Here is a 21870-nt window from a genome sequence, read left to right on the forward strand (position 1 = left end):
AAAGACAACATGAAAAAGATACAAGTTTTATTTTTCGCCCTGTTAATTTGCCTGTTCGCAGCTAATCTGTATGCACAGGAACAAGGCAAAATAAGCGGTAAAATATTATCTACCCTGAATATTCCGATTGAGGGTGCGGTAATCTCTGTCACCGGAAGTGAAGATGTCACTACGGACAAAAATGGAGTATTTCAAATTCAATGCAAGGATCCGCAGAAAGCCAATATTTCTGTTTGGGCTGCCGGGTATTATACAGTGTTTCAGGCGGTAAATAACCGTAAGGAGATGTCTATTATTCTGATTCCCGAATCGGAGTACAAGTATAATGAGACAACGGTGTTGCCTTTCCGTATTGAGACAAACGGTGTTACTACTTCCGCTGAGAATATTGCCAAAAAAGACTTTGTGCCTGCCGGCATGAAGATAGACCGTGCTTTGGCTGGACAAATTGCCGGTTTGCAGGTAACTCGTGGTAGCGGTATGCCTGGAGAGGGAAGTTATCTCAATTTCCGTGGAGTACGTTCGTTTGTGGGTAACAATGCTCCGTTAGTTGTTATTAATGGTATACCTCATATACCGGACGTGAATGATTCTCCGTTGATTAACGGATTGAGCCGTAATATTTTCCAAGCTTACAATCTGCAGGATATTCAGAATATTACAATTTTGAAAGGTGCAGAGGCTGCTTTATATGGTTCTATGGGTGCTAATGGCGTTATTCTGATTGAGACAGATGGTGCTAATTCGGACAACATGAATACGGAAATCAGTTACTATGGACAATTTGGTATCAATTGGAATAATAAGCGTATGCCATTATTAAACGGAATCAACTACCGTTCGTATTTGTCGGATATGGGTATGAGTTATTTCGGTAATATGGATGAGTTCTTTACTGAATTTCCTTTTATGAGTGATCCTAATAACAGCAAATATGCTAACTACTACAATAACAATACGAACTGGCAGGATGAAATCTACCGGAGAGGATTCGTAACGGAGAATCTGTTTCGGGTAGAAGGTGGTGATGCTATCGCTAAATATGATTTATCTTTGGGGTACTCTAAAGAAGATGGAATATTGAAAAGTACCCAGCAGAATCGCTACCATACCCAGTTGAACGGAAACTTCTTGGTGAGTAAGAATTTTGAAGTCTATGCTACTGTCGGATTGGCATATATCAATGGCAATTATCAGGAACAAGGAATGAATATGCGTACCAATCCGTTACTCACTGCTTATGCACAGTCTCCGTTGCTGGCCCCTTACCAAAAATCTGATAATGGAATATTTACTCCGGTTTATTCTACCTATTATTATGGAATTAGCGAGAATATGGCTTATGCCGTAAGTAATCCGCTGGCTATTGTTAATACATTAGATGCGAGAAGTCGGCAGTATGACGTCAATATCAAAGCTGGTTTCAATTATAAAATGTTTCCCGGATTTTCTCTTGGTGGTGTGTTTGGGTTGTATTATAATTACAATAAAGAACACATTTTTGTTCCGGGACGTACGGATCTTACCATTGTTCCTATCACCGACTCATATGGTACAGAAGAAAATACGATACGAGAAGGTGTAGCGGAAGCCACTAACTACTTTTATAATTTAAATGCGCGCTACAACAAGTTGTTCAACAGCCGTCATGCACTGAACGTTATGGCAGGATTCCAGGCAATGACTACTTTGCAGGAATATGACGGAGCATATGCCCGTAACACTACTAATGATTTCTATCAGGTGTTGGGATCTGCAAATGCTGTTGGTCGTTATTTCGATGGTTATCAGAACAAATGGAACTGGGCGAATATCTATGCTCATGTCGACTATACTTATAATAATGTTCTGAATACTGCATTCAATATGGCAATTGACGGTTCTTCTGCCAACGGAAGATATACAAATCATTTCCAGGTATATCCGTCAGGTAGTGCCACCTGGATGATGAAAAACATGTCTTTCCTGATTGATAAAGATTGGATAAATCGTCTGGATATTCGTGCGGAATATAGTCTGATGGGAAACAGTCGTTTTTCTTCTAATTACGGAAAGTCGTATTATAGTAGTTCGCCATATATGGCAGTGTCAGGTATTTTGCGTACACAAATTCCGAATACACACTTGAAACCTGAAGTAACTTCACAAATGAACTTGAGTTTGGACGCAAGCATTTTAAGAAATCGTATTAACGTAGGGGTTGATTACTATCGTGGAAGAAGTAAAGATGTTATTATGAACATTAGTAAATCTGCAGTTTATGGTACGTCTGCTTATTATGCAAACGTCAGTAAGATTGACAATAATGGAGTAGAGCTTTCTTTACAGGCTTCACTTGTTCGCCTGCGTGATTTTGAATGGATTGTCGGAGGTAACATTTCTTTTATGGAAAGCAAAATCAAGTCGTTAGGTGGCAAGGAACAAGAAGTAATTGAATATGAAGACGGTTCCATGTTGGTGAGTCGAGTAGGAGGTAATCCATATGAGTTTTACGGACTTCAGGCAACGGGTGTTTACTCCACTCAGTCGGAGGCAGAAGAGGCAGCATTGCTGAACAGTAGTAATCAGCCATACCGTGCCGGTGATGTACGTTATGTAGATCAGAATAATGATGGTCGGATCGATTCTAAAGATTATGTATCTTTGGGTAGTGCTACTCCTGATTATTTTGGAGGATTTTACACCAACATCCGTTACAAACAGTTTGCTTTAGCTGCTGAGTTCTCATATTCAAAAGGAAACGAAGCTTACAATGCAGTAAGGCAGACACTGGAATCAGCTTCATCTTTTTCCAACCAAAGTGTTGCTGTAGCCAATCGTTGGAGTGTGGAAGGACAAGTGACCAATATTCCGCGTGCCAATTATGGAGACGCTATTGGCAATAACAAATTTTCTTCTCGCTGGATTGAAGACGCTTCTTATTTGCGCATGAAGAGTGTTACGTTAAGCTATAGTTTTGATAAGCCAGTTTGGAAGTTCTTCCGTTCCGGCACACTGTATGTGACAGGAGAAAATCTGCTTACTGCTACTAAATACTTGGGACTGGATCCGGAATTTGCTTACTCGTCCGGTAATAGTGCAATACAAGGATTTGATTATGCGAAAGTAATGCAACCGAAATCTGTCAAATTGGGTATTAACTTGAAATTCTAATGATGAAGATGAAAAAAATATTATTAAATGTCGCTTTCATTCTAGCGGCTACCTTATTGGGAGGATGTGATGATTTCTTTAATCCCGATACGGATGTTACACTCGATAATGAGGATTATATATCGGAAGAAAGTGAGATGTACTCCGGTTACATTGGTATTATGACTAAAATGCAAGCTATTGGAGACAAGGTGATTTATCTGAATGAACTTCGTGGAGAAATGGTGGTGCCGACTGCAACGGCACCCACTGAACTCTATAACTTGTATAATTATGATGATGATTTGAGTGGTAATTCGTATGCAGATCCTTCCGGATTTTACGAAGTGATTAATGCTTGCAACGATTATCTTCGAAAATTGAAAACATACGAAGAAAATAATTCTATTAACGAAAGCCATTACAAGGCGTTGGTCAGCAGTACGCTACGTGTTAAGACATGGATGTTTATGACAATTGCCAAAATCTATGGAGAGGTAGTTTGGGTGGATAAACCGATGACTTCATTAAGAGACTTGTCAAAGTTTGACGTGTTGAATCTTGATGAAACAATGGTTGCTTGTAAGAATTTGTTGGATATTGGTTTTGATAACATTGATGGAACTTATGAAACGGCTTGGAAAGACTGGGTAGATCCGGACACAGAATTAGCGAACAGTGAATATCGTCGTTGGGATATGATGACTCCGCCTTATTATGCTTTATATGCAGAGATTTGCTTGTGGTTAGGTAGATACCAGCAGTGTATCAATATGATACTTAACAAAATGAATAGTATGTATGAAAAGACCAACAATCAATCTATTGCTTTTTTACGTAATGATATGTTGTTCAGTCATTATAATAATTTTTTTAATAATGAGACACCGTATGATTATGAATCTGCATCAGCAATCATGTATGACTATCAAAACAGACAGACGAACAATCTGTTGAAACATTTCGATTCTGATTATCCGAATAAATATTGGTTAGCACCGGCCGAAGTGGCAGTTGAACGTTTCAAAGACAATGAATTCGATCCGCTGGGTAATCAAACCAAAGATTTCCGAATGGATCGTACGGTTTATGATTACAATGGAAAATGGGTGGTTTGTAAATTTCGTCCGATTTCCAGTCCTTTGCGTGCTGCTTATCGTGATGACGTATTTGTGTATACTTATCGAGGGGCAGACCTCTATTTCATGTTGGCGGAAGCTTTCAATCAGTTGGGTAGAAGAGCGGTAATAGACGCTTTAATTAATGTTGGTGTTAGTGGGTATATTAGTGAATTCGACGTTAATGAAGAAGGAACTTATTCTGGTAACTGGTATGGGTTTACCCCTCATTGGACAAATGCTAGTACCGTATACAATTATTCAAATGGAACTTCAGGAATCGCTAGCCGTAAATATGGTGACAAGGGGATTCGTGGAACGGAAGTAAGTTATAGTGGTTTAGGATCACGTACCTTTACCTCCGATAAGCAAAACAATGATGAAGAAATATTGAAAGAAATGATGCTGGAAATGGCATGCGAAGGAAAAGTTTATCCGGCTATGATTCGTATGGCAAAACGTTATAATGATAATAGTTTCATGGCGAAGTATATTTCGGAAAAGTACGAAACTACTGGCAATGCTGAAGACATTCGTTCCAAAATAATGAATGGAGACTATTTTATCAAATGGAATTTAAAATAAAGATCCTCAAATCATCCTTTGGTTTGGATTATTAGGGTGGAGTGACGCGGGTTTTTGAATGAGAATCCGCGTCATTTGTTTCAAAAATAAATACTTTTGTAAATAACAATAATAAAGAAAAATGAAAACATTCGCAGTATCTATTGCAGCACTTTTTATTTGGACAGCTTGCGGAGATGGAAATCAGCCGATAATTGACCGCGAGGCATTAGTAGAAAGGAATAGTCCTGTTGTGACGGCATTCGATTCATTAGCTTCACTTTCTGTAGGAAATGGAGAATTTGCTTATACGGTAGACATAACCGGATTACAGACGTTTCCGGACAATTATAAAAAAGGAGTTCCATTGGGAACGCAGAGCCAGTGGGGCTGGCATAGTTTCGCCAATCCGGACCGGCTTACTCCGGAAGAAACCCTGAAAGAATACGATTTTGGCAGGGGAAAGAAAGAACTTTACGCTACTCAATTCAAAGAAGAAGGCAGACAACAGGATGCCGCTAATTGGTTTCGTGTCAATCCGCATCGTCTTCATTTAGGAATTGTCGGCTTTGACGTGGAAGAAGGTACGGATATTGGACAGGTAACTGACGTTCATCAGAAACTTTGCTTGTGGGATGGAAAAATCGAAAGTCGGTTTAAATTAAACGGTGAAGATTATCAAGTGGAGACAGTCTGCCATCCTTCTAATGATATGATTGCTGCAAATATTACCTCTAAGGCGCATACCGGGATTTGTTTTCGCTTTCCGTATCCTACGGGCGCTCATTGTGATGATGCATGTAATTGGGAAGCCGTTGATAAACATACAACGACTATTGTTACTCAAAATGAATCTTCCGCAGTTTTGAAACATACTTTAGATAGCACAGAGTATTTCGTAACTTTGTATTGGGAAGGGAAGGCTACTTTCAATGAGAAAGCAAAACATTATTTTGTTCTGACTCCAATGGACGATCATTTAGCTTTTACATGTGCTTTTACTAGTACAGCTCCTTCAACGCAGCCTGTTACTGTAGCACAAACTCAAGAAGAAGCAAAAAACTATTGGAACTCGTTTTGGAAGGAAGGCGCAGCTGTTGACTTTTCGGCATGTACAGACCCACGGGCCAAAGAACTGGAACGACGTGTGGTACTTAGCCAATATTTGCTTGCTATTCAGAGTGCAGGTACTACTCCTCCGCAAGAGACGGGGCTTACCTATAATTCGTGGTTTGGCAAATTTCATCTTGAAATGATCTGGTGGCACGAAGCTCAATTTGCTCTTTGGAATCGTAGCAACTTACTTGACCGTACATTAGGCTGGTATGAGAAGGCTGAACCGATAGCGCGTCAAATAGCCCAAAGACAAGGGTTTGATGGTGTTCGCTGGATGAAAATGACCGATCCTTCAGGAACAGAAGCCCCTTCCAAAGTAGGAAGTTTTCTGATTTGGCAACAACCTCATTTAATTTATTTGGCAGAATTACTTTATCGTGCTGATCCGACTAAAGAAGTATTGGAGAAATATAATCGTTTGGTACAGGAGACTGCAGAATTTATGTACTCTTTTGCTACATACGATGAACTGGAAGGACGTTACATATTGAAAGGTGCCATTCCTGCACAAGAAACGTTGCGTGCTGCAGAAACAGTTAATCCTCCTTTTGAACTTTCTTACTGGCATTTTGCCATGCAGACCGCCCAACAATGGCGTGAACGTATGGGACAGCAACGCAGTTTGGAATGGGATGAAATGATCGATAAACTTTCCCCTTTAGCATCTAATAATGAAGGACTTTATCTGGCTGCTGAAACAGCCATAGATACTTATAAAGATATTCGTTATACTTCCGACCACATGGCAGTATTAGGTGCAGTCGGTATTCTTCCGATGAATAAACTTATCCGGGAAGATTATATGAAAAATACATTGCACTGGATTTGGGATAACTGGAATTGGGGTAAAACCTGGGGATGGGATTATCCGATGACGGCTATGAATGCTGCCCGTTTGGGTGAACCGGAAAAGGCCGTCGGAGCTTTACTGATGGATAAACGCACAAACACATACTTGCCGAATGGTCATAATTATCAGGACGGTCGTTTACGTATTTATTTACCGGGTAATGGCGGCTTGCTGACTGCTATTGCGATGATGTGTGCCGGTTGGGACGGATGTACGGAGACTAATCCGGGATTTCCGAAAGATGGAACTTGGAATGTCCGTTGGGAAGGATTGAAGCCATTACCATAATCAAACACAAAAAAATATGAGTTATTTTCATCTGAATCTTATTTTAAAAGGAAAGCTGACTGTTTGTTGCCTCTTGATGTTGTTGGTGATACCATTAAATGCTCAAAGAGAGGCAAAGCAGATCGGTGACTTTAAAGAATCCATCTCCTTGAATGAACATCTGCGAGGTACAAAAAGGACGTTGCAATATCGTCCCGATGGTGATGAGTTTGTTTGTGTCAATGGTAAGAATCGGTATACCCGTGCTTTGTACGGTAGTCACAGTCCTTTTCGTGTAGAAACAAGTGACCGACCGGTTTTTGCTTTTTATAATAACGGACGCGGAGGAAATATAAGTTTCAAAGTCATTCTTCGTGACGGAACAGAATTGGCGCTTGATCGCACCGGGTATTGTGAATCCCGTTATTCGGCTGGAAAACGTACCTATTATTTGACAGACCCGTCTTGGGGAAAAGGAGAACTGCGTATTTCAGTATTGGCATTAGCCGATATGGATGGAGCTATTTGGCGTTTTTCTCCTTCGAATATGCCTAAAGGAGCTATACTTCGTTGGCAACATGGGGGAGCTACCGGAAAACGTTTGAGTCGTAATGGAGATATGGGGGTAGATCCGGCTGATTGCTTCGAACTTCCTGCCGAAGCGACTGACCTTGTCACAGGTGAACTTGCTTTGCAGAAAGAAGTATACTTGGTACGTGGGGAGGTTCCCGAAGGCTATAATGTCCGTAAACTCTATCAACAAGCGGAGGCAGCCTCTTTGGCGTTGGCTTCTCATTTGAAGATAGAAACGCCGGACCCTTATTTGAACACGTTGGGTGGTGCATTGGTCGCAGCTGCCGATGGAATTTGGGACGGACAGGTTTGGTTGCACGGTGCTATTGGCTGGCGTATGCCGTTAAGTGGATGGAGGGCCGGATATACTGGTGATGCCTTAGGTTGGCATGACCGGGCACGGACTCATTTTGATGCTTATGCAGCCAGTCAGGTGACTGATGTCCCGAATACAATACCTCATCCGGCACAAGATTCTACAATGAATCTGGCGCGTTCGGAAAAACGTTGGGGAACTCCTCAATATAGTAATGGGTATATTTGCCGGAATCCTGGACGTAACAATCAGATGCACCACTATGACATGAATCTTTGTTACATGGATGAATTGTTATGGCACTTCAACTGGACGGGAGATACTGCGTATGTCCGCAAAATGTGGCCTGTGATTACCCGCCATCTAGCTTGGGAAAAATTAAATTATGATCCGGACAATGATGGTTTATATGATGCATACGCTTGTATTTGGGCAAGTGATGCGCTTTACTACAACAGTGGCGCAGTCACCCATTCGTCGGCTTATAACTACCGTGCCAATAAAATGGCTGCTTTTCTTGCTTCTTTGATAAGCGAAGACCCTTCACCTTATCAGAACGAAGCCGAGCAAATATTGAAAGCGATGAATAAGCGTCTTTGGATGCAGAGCAAAGGTTGTTGGGCGGAATATCAGGATTTTATGGGACATCGCCGGCTTCACGAAAGTCCGGGATTATGGACTATATACCATGCACTCGATAGCGACGTTGCCGATCCTTTTCAAGCATATCAGGCTACACGGTATGTTGATACGGAAATACCACATATCCCCGTGTATGCCGATGGATTGGAAGAGGGGTATGCAACGATTGCCACTACCAATTGGTTACCTTATTCCTGGAGTATCAATAATGTGGCTTTCGCAGAGGTGATGCATACAGCTTTGGCCTATTTCCAGGCAGGACGTCCGGAGGAAGCATATCGATTGATGAAAAGTTCATTTCTGGATGGTATGTACTTAGGTAACAGTCCCGGAAATTTGGGGCAAGTCAGCTTTTATGATGCTGCCCGTGGAGAATGTTATCGTGACTTTGGAGATCCGATAGGGGTAGCTTCCCGATTACTGGTACAAGGATTGTATGGCATTTTACCCGATGTATTGAACGGGAAGATGGTGATTCGTCCGGGATTTCCCGCAGGATGGTTAAAAGCTTCTATTTCTTTGCCTGACATAACCTATCACTTTGTCAGGGAGAATGATACGGATATTTACCGGATAGAGCAACGTTTTAAGGCGCCTTTGGCATTGACATTACAAGTGAATGTCGGAAGAGAAAGGATTCATTCTGTGAAAGTAAATGGGAAAGAAGTTGACTGGAGCTTTGCGGAAGCTGCTTCCGGTTATCCGGTGGTTGTTATTCCTGCTTCTTCTGCCCAAAAAGCAATTGTCGAAATTGTGTGGAAAGGAAACTGTCTGAATCCGGTTCTGCCTGAAATACAGGCGGAGGCTTTAGCGGAAATCCGTATTCCATCCATTTTAGGGGCGGTATTCGGTAAAATATATGATCCGCAGGGAGTGCTGATACAACCGAATGTTAGTGATACATCTATAAGAAGTAAGGTCAATGATCATTTGGGGCATCATACATTCTTTGTTCGCATGAAACAAGGACAGATGGAATGGTGGCAGCCTGTAAACGTACAGATTACGAAATCGGAAAAAACATCAGTCATTCTTCCTTTCTCACAGGTGAATACGTCAGAGTGCCGGGTGATGAATATGGATTCTTTGTTCAATGCGAATGTGACTGATATTTTCCGGAATGAGTATCTGACACCCCGTTCGCCTTATACCACTTTGCAACTTCCTGTTCAGGGCATTGGCGAGTGGTGCCATCCCAAATTAACTGCTGATATTGATGATGCAGGTTTGCGTGCCTTGGTACGTGATGAGATGCTGACTACCAAACTGGGTGTGCCATTCCGAACATTGGCTCAAGGAAGCAATATTGCTTTTACTTCGTTGTGGGATAATTATCCCGACAGTTTGAGTATTCCGCTTTCCGGTCGGGCTTCTCATGCCTATTTAATGATGGCAGGCAGTACCAACCACATGCAGTGTCGCATTGCTAATGGTATTGTTCGTGTATACTATACAGATGGAACTTCTGATGTATTGGAATTAGTGAATCCGGATAACTGGTGTCCTATTGAGCAAGATTTCTATGTTGATGGTCAGGCATTCACCGTTGTTTCTCCCCGTCCTTATCGCATTCATTTTAAGACGGGTTTGGTTAGCAATGATTTGGGAAAGGACTTAGGCATAAAGGGTGTTTATGGACGTTCCATCGAGGGAGGAGCAGGTGTACTTTTGGACATGCCTCTGAATCCTTCCAAAGAGTTAAGTCATCTGACGTTGGAAACACTTTCAAACGATGTTGTTATCGGTCTGATGGGAGTTACATTGCAATAAAATAAAAATAACATATTAATAAAAGGATAAGAATTATGATGAGAAGAACTATTAATTTACTACTGATGTTGCTTTTGGTGTCAGAGGTAACATTTGCGAATACTGTTGATTTTGATAAAGCATTTAAAGAAAGCGCCCGTATCGAAAAACAGATTAAACGGACCTCTTTTCCGAAACGAACATTTCTTATAACTGATTTTGGAGCAAAAACGGATGATGAGGCTAATCCTTGCCATGAAGCCATTAATCAGGCTATTCTACAGTGCAGTCTGTCAGGAGGTGGCACAGTAATTGTTCCTAAAGGTACTTTTTATACCGGACCTATTACTTTAAAGAGCAATGTGAATTTCCATCTCGAGGAGGGAGCTGTTTTGAAATTCTCTACAGATCAAAGCCTTTATTTTCCTGCTGTTTTAACCCGTTGGGAAGGAATTGATTGCTATAACGCTCACCCCTTGATTTACGCTTATGGTGAAAGCAATATTGCCATAACCGGAAAAGGGATTATTGATGGACAAGGTAGCATGGAAACTTGGTGGCCGATGTGTGGGGCCGTAAAGTATGGTTGGAAAGAAGGCATGGTGGCTCAACGTAATGGAGGTCGTGAACGTCTGTTGATGTATGGTGAAACATCGACTCCTGTTTACAAGCGTCTGATGAAGCCGGAAGATGGCATGCGTCCGCAGCTATTGAACTTACATTCCTGCCACACCATCTTGATTGAAGGTGTTACTTTGTTAAATTCTCCATTTTGGGTGATTCATCCTCTTTTCTGCGAGAGCTTGATTGTTAGCGGAGTGACTGTTTTCAATCGTGGACCTAACGGAGACGGATGTGATCCTGAATCTTGTAAGAATGTGTTGATAGAGAATTGTACATTTGACACGGGTGATGATTGTATTGCCATTAAATCAGGACGTAATGAAGACGGACGTAAATGGAATATTCCCAGTGAGAATATTATTGTACGCGGTTGTATGATGAAGAATGGACATGGAGGAGTCGTGATCGGCAGTGAGATTTCGGGTGGTTACCGCAATTTGTTTGTAGAAGATTGCCGGATGGATAGCCCGAATCTGGATCGTGTCATTCGTATTAAGACGAGCACTTGCCGTGGAGGACTTATAGAAAATGTATTTGTTCGTAATGTAACGGTAGGACAATGTCGTGAAGCAGTGCTGCGCATCAACTTGCAATATGAGAATCGGGAAAAATGTAAGAGAGGTTTTGACCCGATTGTTCGTAACGTGCATTTGAAAAATGTGACTTGTGAGAAGAGTAAATTAGGTGTGCTTATTATCGGATTGGAGGATGATAAACATGTATATAATATCAGTGTAGAGGATTCTCATTTTAATAATGTAGCCAAAGGAGCAAATGATATTAAAGGGGCGAAAGATGTTACTTTCAAAAAACTTTATATCAATGGTGAATTGGTGAAATAGGGTATAATCGTGATAGATAAAAAATCCGGCTATGAATGAAGAAGAATGGAAGACTATCTATGACGTACAAGTTTATGTTACCTTCGTACTAATATTATGGAAAAATACAGCTCCTTATTTTTAAAGTAGTTCTTGTGAAAAAAATGAATTTAGGCTTTATTATGGTTGGATTAGTTTTTCTAATCAGTATTCCGAGTAATTCATCAACAACTATAAAAAATAAGGAAAATCCTTGGTCTTATTGTTATTCTGATGATTTGCGTTTCTTGCAATCAAAAAAGGAAGGCAGAGGTATCTCTGTCTTCCTATACACACGATGTACAGAACAAAAATATAAATTATTAATCAACTATTCAGATTATGAGGAAAGCACTTTTTGTCTTTCACAAATTTCACAGAGACGTAAGTTGTAGTTTGACAGGTATTTACTGTGATTAAAGATCCTTTTTTAGCTCTTCACATTCTTCACACTGTTCACACTCTTAAGAAAGAAGCCTTGGTCAAAGTGTTTCCCAACTATGGAAGAACATAGGAAGACGAATATGATTGAATACTGGATTGAAATAGTAGACATGATATTAGCCAATTATAGTTGACCATATAGCCGACTTTAGTTGGCTATGTGGTCAACTTCCTTTAGCTAAGTGGACGACTCTAGTTGGCTGTTAACCTAACTTCAAAATTGGCCTGTAGAGCTGACACGATGTCGTGTTAAACTGTATACTTTATGTGTGGTTACAGTTTAATTCGTTTCCCCACCGTTTTGATTTGCCACGATTGTAATTTAATGCAAATCATTAGTTGGTATATGGAAAAAATGACATATATATGGACAATAATCCTCATTTCGAAATAGTCTGCTATGTTTTTTGTATTCGTTATTCCTTTTGGTTAGTTTTGCTTGTATAAATCTTAAAAAAACTATGAAAAGATGTATCTTTGTAACCAGCAATCAAAATAACCCCAAGCACTATATGAAATATAAATTATTATGCCTCTTCGTTTTGTTAAGTTTTTCTTTATCGGATTTGTATGCTGATATTGAACTTAGTTCCAAACAAATGAGAACCAGTGATGGGCTACCTAGTAATTCAGTACGATGCATGTTTCAGGACAGTAAAGGGTTCTTGTGGTTGGGTACTTTAGACGGATTGACCCGTTATGATGGAAATACTTTTCTTACTTATCAGTTGGAAAGCGGAAAACACGATCAGATTTCTTTAGCAGATAACAGAATAAAACATGTGGCAGAGGATAAGAACGGTTTTTTGTGGATAAAGACTGTACCGGAATTATTCAGCTGTTATGACCTACAGAAAGCTTGTTTTGTAGATTTTACCGGTACCGGAAGTGATGGAGAAAACTATTCGGAAATATTTATGTCCTCTAATGGAGATGTGTGGCTTTGGCATAGAAGGAACGGTGTACGTCAAATTGTTTGTGAGGACGATCGGACTATGACCTCTGTGAAGTTTAGAACGAAATTTGGAAACCTGCCCGATGACCGGATTAAATTTATAAATGAAGATTCTAGTGGCAGGATCTGGATTGGTACCATGCAGGGACTTGCGTCTGTTTATAAAGGGAAAGTTGAATTTATTGATAGGAAATTGAATTTTTCTTCTTCTTTCCCTCATGGAGAGGATATGTATTTTCTGACAAAGAGTGGAGATGTGTATCGTTGTGTAAATGGATCGAAAAAAATAGACTGTTTAGCGTCGCTGTCTGCTATTGCCGGTAATAATACATCTGTCAGTACACATTCATTGATAAAAGATAAATGGGTTATATTTACTTCCAGCGAAGGGGTATATGAATTTGATTTTCAGAACTTTCAAATAACTCCTTGCCGGGAACTAAAAATAAATAATGGAAAAGTGATTCATGATAATTACGGAGATTGTTGGGCTTACAATAACACTGGACGAATTTATTATATAAACTCGGAGAGCGGAGAAATAAAGGATTTTCAACTGATTCCTGAAGAGAAGATGAAATATATAGATTATGAACGCTATCATGTGGTGCGTGATGACCGGGGGATTGTGTGGATTTCAACTTATGGAAACGGACTTTTCACCTACGATATTCAGGAGGACCGGTTGGAACACTTTGTTTCCGAAGGGAAGAATGCAGGACCTATAGGGTCAGATTTCTTGTTATGTTTGATGAAAGACAGGACAGGAGGAATATGGGTAAGCTCCGAATATTCTGGTTTGTCTCATATTTCCATTTCAAATAAAGGCATTACACATGTCTATCCGGAATCACCGGATGTTTTTGACCGTTCGAATACAATCCGGTTACTGACTAAAATGTCGAATGGAGATATATGGGTAGGAACGCGAAGAGGTGGATTGTATAAAAATGATTCTCATCTGAAAACTAAGATAGATAATCATTATTTGCCCTATAATATTTATGCGATTTCAGAAGATAGTGAAGGGAATATATGGATGGGAACCCGGGGCGACGGACTAAAAATAGGAGATACGTGGTATAAAACGGATCTGTCCAATCCTTTTGCCTTATCTAACTCTAATATTTATTCCATTCTTCGCGATAAGAAAGATCGTATGTGGGTGGGAACATTTGGAGGAGGACTGGAACTGGCAGAATCAACGGAAAAAGGACAATACAAGTTCCGTCGTTTCTTTCAAGGAAAGAAGTATGGCTTACGGATAGTCAGAGTAATGGCAGAAGATGAGAAAGGGATGATATGGATGGGCACAAGTGAAGGTATCTGCATTTTCCACCCTGACTCATTGATCACTAATGAAGATAACTATCATTTGTTCAGCTACACCGATGGCAATTTTTGCAGCAATGAGATTCGTTGCCTGTTTCGTGATAGCAAAGGGCGCATGTGGGTAGGAACTTCGGGTGCCGGGCTGAATCTATGCGAACTGTCAGACGACTGTCAGTCTTTGAAATATACACATTATGGAATAGCGGAAGGACTGGTTAATAATATGGTGCAATCTATTTTAGAAGATCATTCGGGACAATTATGGATTGCTACGGAATATGGAATTTCAAGGTTCAATCCCAACAGCCATTCTTTCGAGAATTATTTTTTCTCATCTTATACATTAGGAAATGTGTATAGCGAGAACAGTGCGTGTATGGGGGCAGACGGTAAACTGATTTTTGGAACAAACTACGGATTGACGATTATTGACCCGAAGAAGATTCCAACAGAAAGATTGTTTTCTCCTATTGTTATCACAGGATTGTCCGTTAATGGAATTCAGGTGAAGCCTAATATGCCGGGGTCTCCTTTGCAAGAATCTTTAGCCTATTCGGATAAGATTACATTGAAATATTTCCAGAATTCTTTTATGCTTGATTTTTCTACTCTCGATTATTCGGATAATGGTCAAATCAAGTATATGTATTGGCTGGAAAACTATGACAAGGGATGGAATGTTCCGTCCTCGTTAAGTTTTGCTACTTATAAATATCTGGAGCCGGGCACTTACATTTTCCATGTGAAATATTGTGATGGTGCCGGTATTTGGAATGATACCGAAACAACCTTGAAGATTGTTATCGTGCCTCCGTTTTGGAAAACGAATTGGGCTATGCTCGGATATTTCATCCTGATGTTGATAGCTTTGTACTTTACATATCGTATCATTTTTAATTTCAATAGGTTGCGCAACCGCATCAATGTTGAAAAACAACTGACAGAGTATAAACTGGTATTTTTCACAAATATCTCTCATGAATTCCGTACTCCGCTTACATTGATCCAAGGAGCATTGGAGAAAATGTACCGGACGGATGATATTCCACAAGCCTTATTGCATCCGTTGAAAGTCATGGATAAAAGTACACAACGTATGTTGAGGCTGATTAATCAGTTGCTGGAGTTCAGAAAAATGCAGAACAACAAGTTGGCTCTTTCTCTGCAGGAAACTGATGTAGTTGCTTTCCTGTACGAAATATATTTAAGTTTCAGTGACGTAGCAGAACAGAAGAATATGGATTTCCGCTTTTTGCCGTCTGTACCATCCTATAAAATGTTTATTGATAAAGGTAATTTGGATAAGGTGGTGTATAACTTACTTTCAAATGCTTTTAAGTATACTCCTTCGGGTGGGACAATTCTGTTTTCTGTGAATGTGGATGAGGTGAAGAAGTGTTTATACATTCAGGTAGCGGATACCGGAGTAGGTATTCCTAAAGAAAAGCAGGGAGAATTGTTTAAACGTTTCATGCAAAGTAGTTTCTCCGGAGATAGCATTGGAGTAGGGTTGCATTTGAGCCATGAATTGGTGCAGGTGCATAAGGGAACTATTGAATATAAAGATAATGAAGGGGGAGGTTCCGTATTTACGGTATGTATTCCGACTGATAAAACTGTTTATTCGGAAAAAGACTTCCTGGTTCCCGGCAATCTCCTGCTGGAAGAAGCGAATATGCAGACTCACCATTTACAGGAACTTTCAGAAGAATGTCAGGAACATGAAAAGACAGTCACCACATCAAGAAAACATAAAATATTAGTCATCGAAGACGATAATGATATTCGTGGATTCCTGCAGGAGGAGCTTAGTGCTTATTTTGAAGTAGAAGTGGCTGCGGATGGAATATCCGGATTTGAAAAGGCATGCAACTATGACGCAGACTTGATTATCTGCGATGTATTGATGCCCGGGATGACCGGTTTCGAAGTGACAAAGAAACTGAAAACTGAATTTGCGACAAGTCATATTCCTATTATTCTGCTGACTGCCTTGACTTCACCGGATAAGCACCTGGAAGGACTTGAAGCGGGAGCGGATGTTTATGTTGCAAAGCCATTTAGTTTTAAGCTTTTGCTTGCGCAGGTGTTCCGGCTGATAGAGCAATGCGAAAAGTTGCGGAAGAAATTTTCCAGTGAACCGGGGGTAGTACGTCCTGCTTTATGTAACACGGACCGGGATAAGGAGTTTGCGGATCAGTTGGTGGCTGTGGTGGAAAAGATTTATTCTCAATACAACATTTCTATTGATGAATTTGCGCAGATGATGGGGATGGGACGAACTGTATTTTATAAGAAATTACGGGGAGTGACCGGATACTCACCGAATGAATATTTGCGTGTTGTACGAATGAAGAAGGCTGCCGAACTGTTTTTGACTGAAAGGAATCTGACTGTTGCGGAAGTTTCTTATAAAGTGGGTATTAACGATCCTCTTTATTTCAGTAAATGTTTTAAAGCGCAGTTTGGAGTATCTCCTTCGGCTTACCAAAGAGGGGAGAGAAGTAAAACGTAGTTATATACTTACCTTGAATCTGGTTTGTGAAGGATAGACCGGATTCAAGATAAGTATGTTTATCAGTTACATATTGAGGTCTAACTTATAGATTTCACTTCCGGCAAGAAGGAAACATCCTGTTCCGAAATCCTCAAAATCAGGAACTTTGTCGTATGTGACAGGTTGACTGTCTTTCGGTTCTTTGCCGGTTCCCTGTACATAACCAAGAAAACCATTCGGATGAACTGCATCCTTCACCATAGCATTCCATGCTTTTATGATTACAGGCAGATAGGTCTTTTTATCTAATAGACCGTTACGTATGCCCCAAGCCATACCATATACGAAAAGAGCTGTGCCGGAAGTCTCTTTGCCTCCAAAGTTTGACGGATCGTGGAGACTGACATTCCAAAAGCCATCTTCACGCTGGCATTGTTTCAGTGCTTTGCTCATGGTTAGAAAATCATTGATGTAATCTTGGTGATGTTTTTCATCGGATGGAATTTCATTCATTACCCGTACTAAAGCGGCATATACCCATCCGTTACCGCGGCTCCAATAACAGTTTTTACCATTCGGCTCTTTGTATGGAGGGTCGAAATTATGGTCTCTCCACCACAAACCTTCTTTGACATTGAACATTCCGTTCTCTCCGTGTTTATTACGGGTATATTCGTACATATCCCACATCTTGTCGAAGTACTTCTGTTCGCCTGTAAGTTTCCCCATTTTGGCAAATATAGGCATCCCCATCTGGATGGCATCTATCCACCACCAGTCGTTTACTTGTGGAGTGTTGACCAACATATCCATATTGGCTTTCGTTTTCCGTATTTTCTCAGGATCGGGGCAAATGTTGTATAAATCGAGATAGATTTGGCTGGCGCAGTAATTATCTGCATTACGGGTGGTTGTCCCACGGTGGAAGCCCCACTGGTGGTAATCCGCCCATTCTTTGGCATAGAGATAATATTCGTCTGCGGGATAGATGGAGTAGAGTGCCATTAAGCCTTCGTAATATACACTTCGTGTCCAGATATTACTGGGCCGAACTACTTTTTTCACAAAAGAAGGAGTACGATAATCGGCATATTTTTTCATGAAATAGTCGTTCACTTGAAGGGTTACTTTGAGAATTTCTTTTTTATCGGGAGCTGTTTGTGCTTTTATATTCCCGTAACTCAATATTACTCCTGCAAAAAATAGTATAAGATGCTTTTTCATTTTATAATAAATTAGATTACTATTGTTCTTAGATTGAGGCACACAAAGGTGAGCCTTTCTTTATCTGTTGCAAAGAAAATGCATTGTAAGGAAAGTGATATTGAAATTTGTACGGAAAATATGTAATATTAGACTTTATTCTTTATTCATATTAGTCATGGATAAGAACCAAGTATGAATAATTAGCAAGAGCGATTTTTTTGTAAGTCATATTGTTGTATTGATATTTATTGTATATTTGTAGAAGAGTAAGGGGAGACGAATATGAAAAGTCATACAAATAAAATATTAGAGTCTATTAAGCAGGCATTGACAGAGCATTTACCAAAAGGTGGCAAGGCTTTGTTGTTTGGTTCTCAAGCTCGTGGGGATGCACGGATTGATTCTGATTGGGATATTTTGATTATCTTGGATAAAGAAAAATTGGAGCCTGAAGATTATGATAAGGTAAGCTTTCCCTTAACTATGTTGGGATGGGACTTGGGAGCGCGAATTAATCCGATTATGTATACGATGAAAGAATGGGCTGCAAGTTGTATTACACCATTTTATAAAAATGTAGAGCAGGAAGGAATTGAATTAGTATGAAATTGACAGATGAAGAACGTAATTCTTTGGTGATATTACAGTTGGAGAAAGCTAAAGTATTTTTGAAACAAGCAGATGAGATGTTTGATATGAAGTATTGGGATATTGCTTCCAATAGATATTATTATGCCTGTTTTCATGCTGTTCAGGCTTTATTAATACAAAATGGATTATCATGTAAAACCCATGATGGGTTGATAGCTTGCTTTGGCTTGAATTTTATAAAAACAGGCAAAATTAGTGCACGTTTGGGAAGTTTTTTGGCGCGTATGGAACAATTACGGCAAAAAGGGGATTATAATTGCATTTATTCAATATCGGAGGATGAAATCAGTACGATAAAAGCTCCGGCAAGAGAACTTATTGAGACTATTGAAGTTTTACTTGCCGAATCATAATTATTCTTATAAGAATATCATCATTAAAGAACCATTTTTTTTATCTCTTCGGCAGTATCTGTTATATATGCCGGGTTAAATTCCTCCAGTTCCGTACGTGGACGGAATCCCCATGTCACTCCGCAGGCGGTTACACCGGCATTGGCTGCTGTTTGCATATCTACACCGGAATCGCCTACATAAAGAACATCTTCTTTTTGTACATTGGCAAGTTTTAATACATCAAAAACGATTGTTGGATCAGGCTTGACATTGACTCCTTCCCGTTGACCGAAAACGGCAGTGAAATGAATTTCCGGAAAGTAGTGGGTTATGAGCTTTTCGGTAGCGGCCTGATATTTGTTGGAAGCTACGGCAATCTGAATACCTGCGGATTGCAGATAAGATAATAACGCTGGAATGCCCGGATAAGGTCGGCTATCATCTGCATTGTGAATATTGTAATAAGGAACGAACTCATTGCGTACACGAAGTACATTTTCTTCCGTCTTTTCACCTTCGGGCAATGCGCGTTCAAAGAGTTTATTGATGCCATTGCCTACCATGAAGTTGTACTTTTCTACTTCATGAGTGGGGTATCCTAATTTATTTAAAGCATAATTGGTGCTGTGGGCAAGGTCGGCGATGGTATTCAGCAATGTTCCATCCAGGTCAAATATAACTAGTTTCTTCATTCTTACTCTATCTGATTGTTCTCCTTTAATCTCTTTTACCGATACAAAAATAGGTAAAAAAGATAAGATAAAGAAATCCTTTCCTATTTGCCGGATTTTATCTTCTCCTTTGGAAAGAATTGTTTTTTGCCACGGAACTGTAGTGAACTTTTAGTTTCTCGGTGTGAAACAATTAGTTCCACACCGAGAAACCAATGGTTTCACCGTATGGAACTAACAGTTTCAAGGCATGAAACTAGAAGTTTCAAACTAGGGAACTAAATTTGAAACTATTTCTTAGTAATCCGGAACCAGTCTACATCTGCCCATCCTCCGTCGTTAGTAACGATAGCGGGACGTGTGCAGAACATGCCGACCTTAGCACCGATCCATTGTCCTTCTCTTGCCTGGAAAGGATTGCCTAGTGGATGATACTTCTTTCCGTCGAGGCTATAGCTGAAGTTGCACATCACAATGAGGTCATGTCCGCCTTCGCTACCCTTGATTTTCTTGCCATCACAACTGAAACGAACTTTCAGGTAAACCGTATTTTGAGAAAGATTAACAGAAGCATTTGCCTGTTCCGGTTTTCCTTTATCCGCTCTTTTACATTCAACTTGAGATAAGATCAAACCTTTATCTGTATTTTCCAGAATGATTCCGGCATAATCTCTGCCCATAACAACAAGTCCGGTGCGTTCACCTTTAAGTTTAGGATTAGGGCTGAACGTAAGTTTCATTGTTGTGGTGAAATTATCAGAAGGAGTTTTCTGCAAGAGCAGGTTGGCTACATCCCACAAATTCTTATATTCTTTTAAAACTGGATAAGAATATAACCTCACATAACTCTTGTCGCCTGCGTAATAGGCCCATTTCTCATTGATGTTAGCATGCCATTGCCATTGTGGAGAAAGTGTATATCCGTCGAACTCGTCACTTTCCTGCGGAGTGCAGATAGGATATGTCTGACCTACATTCGGCTTCTTGTAAGTCAAGACAGGTTCGCCACAGCCGTCACTGTCTTTATCGATACCGATCACAGGCCAGTCGTTCACCCACTTCATCGGTTGGAGATGCATGATACGTCCGTAAGCGCCGACATCCTGAAAGTGGAGGAACCAGTCTTCTCCGGTAGGAGTATCCACCCATGCACCCTGATGAGGACCGTTGATCGGAGAGTCACCTTGCGCGAGTACTGTTTTCCATTCGTAAGGACCGTAGATGTTTTTAGAACGTAGTACGACCTGCCAGCCTGTCGGTACACCACCTGCCGGATGGAAGATATAATAATAGTCGTTTCTCTTATACATTTTAGGACCTTCGCAAGTTTGATGTGCTTCGTGACCGTCAAAAATAATACGAGAAGGAGTGATCGCTGCATTTGCTTCCGCATTCAGTTCGCAGATAGTGATTACACTTTTCAGTCCGGCACGGCTTCCTGCGTATGCGTGTACCATATATACTTTTCCGTCCTCATCCCAAAACGGACAAGTGTCAATGATGCCTTTTCCTGCTTTCACCAAGACCGGTTCGCTCCACGGACCTTTCGGATCTTTGGCTTTCACCATAAAAGCTCCCTGGTCGGGATCTCCCCAAAAGATGTAAAACTCACCGTTGTGATGACGGATAGCCGGAGCCCATACACGATTACCGTGTTCCGGCCGTTCCGGAGTTTCGATAGGAGGGAGGGCATTGGGAACTGCAGCACCGATGATTGTCCAGTTGACTAAATCTTTGGAATGAAGGATTTGCAATCCCGGCAAGCAGTTGAAACTGGATGAAGTCATATAGAAATCATCCCCTACGCGACAAGCGTCCGGATCGGAGTAGTCGGCATAAAGTACCGGATTTTTGTATTTACCGTTTCCGAGGTCGGAAACCCATACTTCAGATACATAGTTCTTCTGTGCTACTGCGGTGAAAACCGTTAATAAGCAAAAGGCTAAAGTCTGTGTCAATCGTTTCATG

General features: G+C 40.5%; 11 protein-coding genes. 8 read left to right on the forward strand and 3 right to left on the reverse strand.

Annotated elements, in window-relative coordinates; translation table 11 throughout:
- Positions 1-9 precede the first annotated feature (9 nt).
- From HMPREF9009_RS08995 to HMPREF9009_RS09025, 6 genes are all read left to right on the forward strand, one after another.
- On the forward strand, positions 10-3153 hold the full coding sequence (locus tag HMPREF9009_RS08995) for a SusC/RagA family TonB-linked outer membrane protein (RefSeq protein WP_049701963.1): 3144 nt from the start codon (positions 10-12) through the stop codon (positions 3151-3153).
- Complete coding sequence (locus HMPREF9009_RS09000; protein WP_008645534.1) at positions 3153-4835, forward strand: hypothetical protein; 1683 nt, start codon at positions 3153-3155, stop codon at positions 4833-4835. The genes HMPREF9009_RS08995 and HMPREF9009_RS09000 overlap by 1 nt, the downstream gene beginning before the upstream one ends.
- 121 nt (positions 4836-4956) lie before the next feature.
- Entirely contained in the window at positions 4957-7068 is a 2112-nt protein-coding gene (locus HMPREF9009_RS09005) for a hypothetical protein (protein WP_049701964.1), read from the forward strand.
- A 16-nt stretch (positions 7069-7084) separates the two neighbouring features.
- On the forward strand, positions 7085-10348 hold the full coding sequence (locus HMPREF9009_RS09010; RefSeq protein WP_053095306.1) for a DUF4450 domain-containing protein: 3264 nt from the start codon (positions 7085-7087) through the stop codon (positions 10346-10348).
- Positions 10349-10383: 35 nt separating this feature from the next.
- The gene (locus tag HMPREF9009_RS09015) at positions 10384-11793 is read left to right on the forward strand and encodes a glycoside hydrolase family 28 protein (protein WP_192918837.1); all 1410 of its coding nucleotides are present in this window, start codon (positions 10384-10386) and stop codon (positions 11791-11793) included.
- Positions 11794-12767: 974 nt separating this feature from the next.
- A complete protein-coding gene (locus HMPREF9009_RS09025) occupies positions 12768-17057 on the forward strand; it encodes a hybrid sensor histidine kinase/response regulator transcription factor (RefSeq protein ID WP_049702327.1) in 4290 nt (1429 codons plus the stop codon).
- Positions 17058-17123: 66 nt separating this feature from the next.
- Here the strand turns inward: HMPREF9009_RS09025 and HMPREF9009_RS09030 are convergent, their stop codons facing one another.
- On the reverse strand, positions 17124-18263 hold the full coding sequence (locus HMPREF9009_RS09030; RefSeq protein ID WP_049701966.1) for a glycoside hydrolase family 88/105 protein: 1140 nt from the start codon (positions 18261-18263) through the stop codon (positions 17124-17126).
- 264 nt (positions 18264-18527) lie between these two features.
- On the opposite strand from HMPREF9009_RS09030, the gene HMPREF9009_RS09035 reads away from it, so the two are divergent.
- Together HMPREF9009_RS09035 and HMPREF9009_RS09040 are read left to right on the forward strand one after the other, a co-directional pair.
- Complete coding sequence (locus tag HMPREF9009_RS09035; protein ID WP_004301671.1) at positions 18528-18851, forward strand: nucleotidyltransferase domain-containing protein; 324 nt, start codon at positions 18528-18530, stop codon at positions 18849-18851.
- On the forward strand, positions 18848-19249 hold the full coding sequence (locus HMPREF9009_RS09040; protein ID WP_004313789.1) for a HEPN domain-containing protein: 402 nt from the start codon (positions 18848-18850) through the stop codon (positions 19247-19249). The genes HMPREF9009_RS09035 and HMPREF9009_RS09040 overlap by 4 nt, the downstream gene beginning before the upstream one ends.
- A gap of 23 nt (positions 19250-19272) precedes the next feature.
- Here HMPREF9009_RS09040 and HMPREF9009_RS09045 read toward each other — a convergent pair whose 3' ends face one another.
- Complete coding sequence (locus HMPREF9009_RS09045; protein ID WP_049701967.1) at positions 19273-19923, reverse strand: HAD family hydrolase; 651 nt, start codon at positions 19921-19923, stop codon at positions 19273-19275.
- Positions 19924-20192: 269 nt separating this feature from the next.
- Complete coding sequence (locus HMPREF9009_RS09050) at positions 20193-21869, reverse strand: glycoside hydrolase family 43 protein (RefSeq protein WP_049701968.1); 1677 nt, start codon at positions 21867-21869, stop codon at positions 20193-20195.
- Position 21870 lies beyond the last annotated feature (1 nt).

Source organism: Bacteroides sp. 3_1_13 (assembly GCF_001185845.1).
Classification (GTDB): Bacteria; Bacteroidota; Bacteroidia; order Bacteroidales; family Bacteroidaceae; genus Bacteroides; species Bacteroides xylanisolvens.

Bases quoted from the DNA above. Each gene is read 5' to 3' on its own strand.
- HMPREF9009_RS08995 (WP_049701963.1), top strand. From the start codon at position 10: ATGAAAAAGATACAAGTTTTATTTTTCGCCCTGTTAATTTGCCTGTTC.
- HMPREF9009_RS09000 (WP_008645534.1), top strand. From the start codon at position 3,153: ATGATGAAGATGAAAAAAATATTATTAAATGTCGCTTTCATTCTAGCG.
- HMPREF9009_RS09005 (WP_049701964.1), top strand. From the start codon at position 4,957: ATGAAAACATTCGCAGTATCTATTGCAGCACTTTTTATTTGGACAGCT.
- HMPREF9009_RS09010 (WP_053095306.1), top strand. From the start codon at position 7,085: ATGAGTTATTTTCATCTGAATCTTATTTTAAAAGGAAAGCTGACTGTT.
- HMPREF9009_RS09015 (WP_192918837.1), top strand. From the start codon at position 10,384: ATGATGAGAAGAACTATTAATTTACTACTGATGTTGCTTTTGGTGTCA.
- HMPREF9009_RS09025 (WP_049702327.1), top strand. From the start codon at position 12,768: ATGAAATATAAATTATTATGCCTCTTCGTTTTGTTAAGTTTTTCTTTA.
- HMPREF9009_RS09030 (WP_049701966.1), bottom strand. From the start codon at position 18,263: ATGAAAAAGCATCTTATACTATTTTTTGCAGGAGTAATATTGAGTTAC.
- HMPREF9009_RS09035 (WP_004301671.1), top strand. From the start codon at position 18,528: ATGAAAAGTCATACAAATAAAATATTAGAGTCTATTAAGCAGGCATTG.
- HMPREF9009_RS09040 (WP_004313789.1), top strand. From the start codon at position 18,848: ATGAAATTGACAGATGAAGAACGTAATTCTTTGGTGATATTACAGTTG.
- HMPREF9009_RS09045 (WP_049701967.1), bottom strand. From the start codon at position 19,923: ATGAAGAAACTAGTTATATTTGACCTGGATGGAACATTGCTGAATACC.
- HMPREF9009_RS09050 (WP_049701968.1), bottom strand. From the start codon at position 21,869: ATGAAACGATTGACACAGACTTTAGCCTTTTGCTTATTAACGGTTTTC.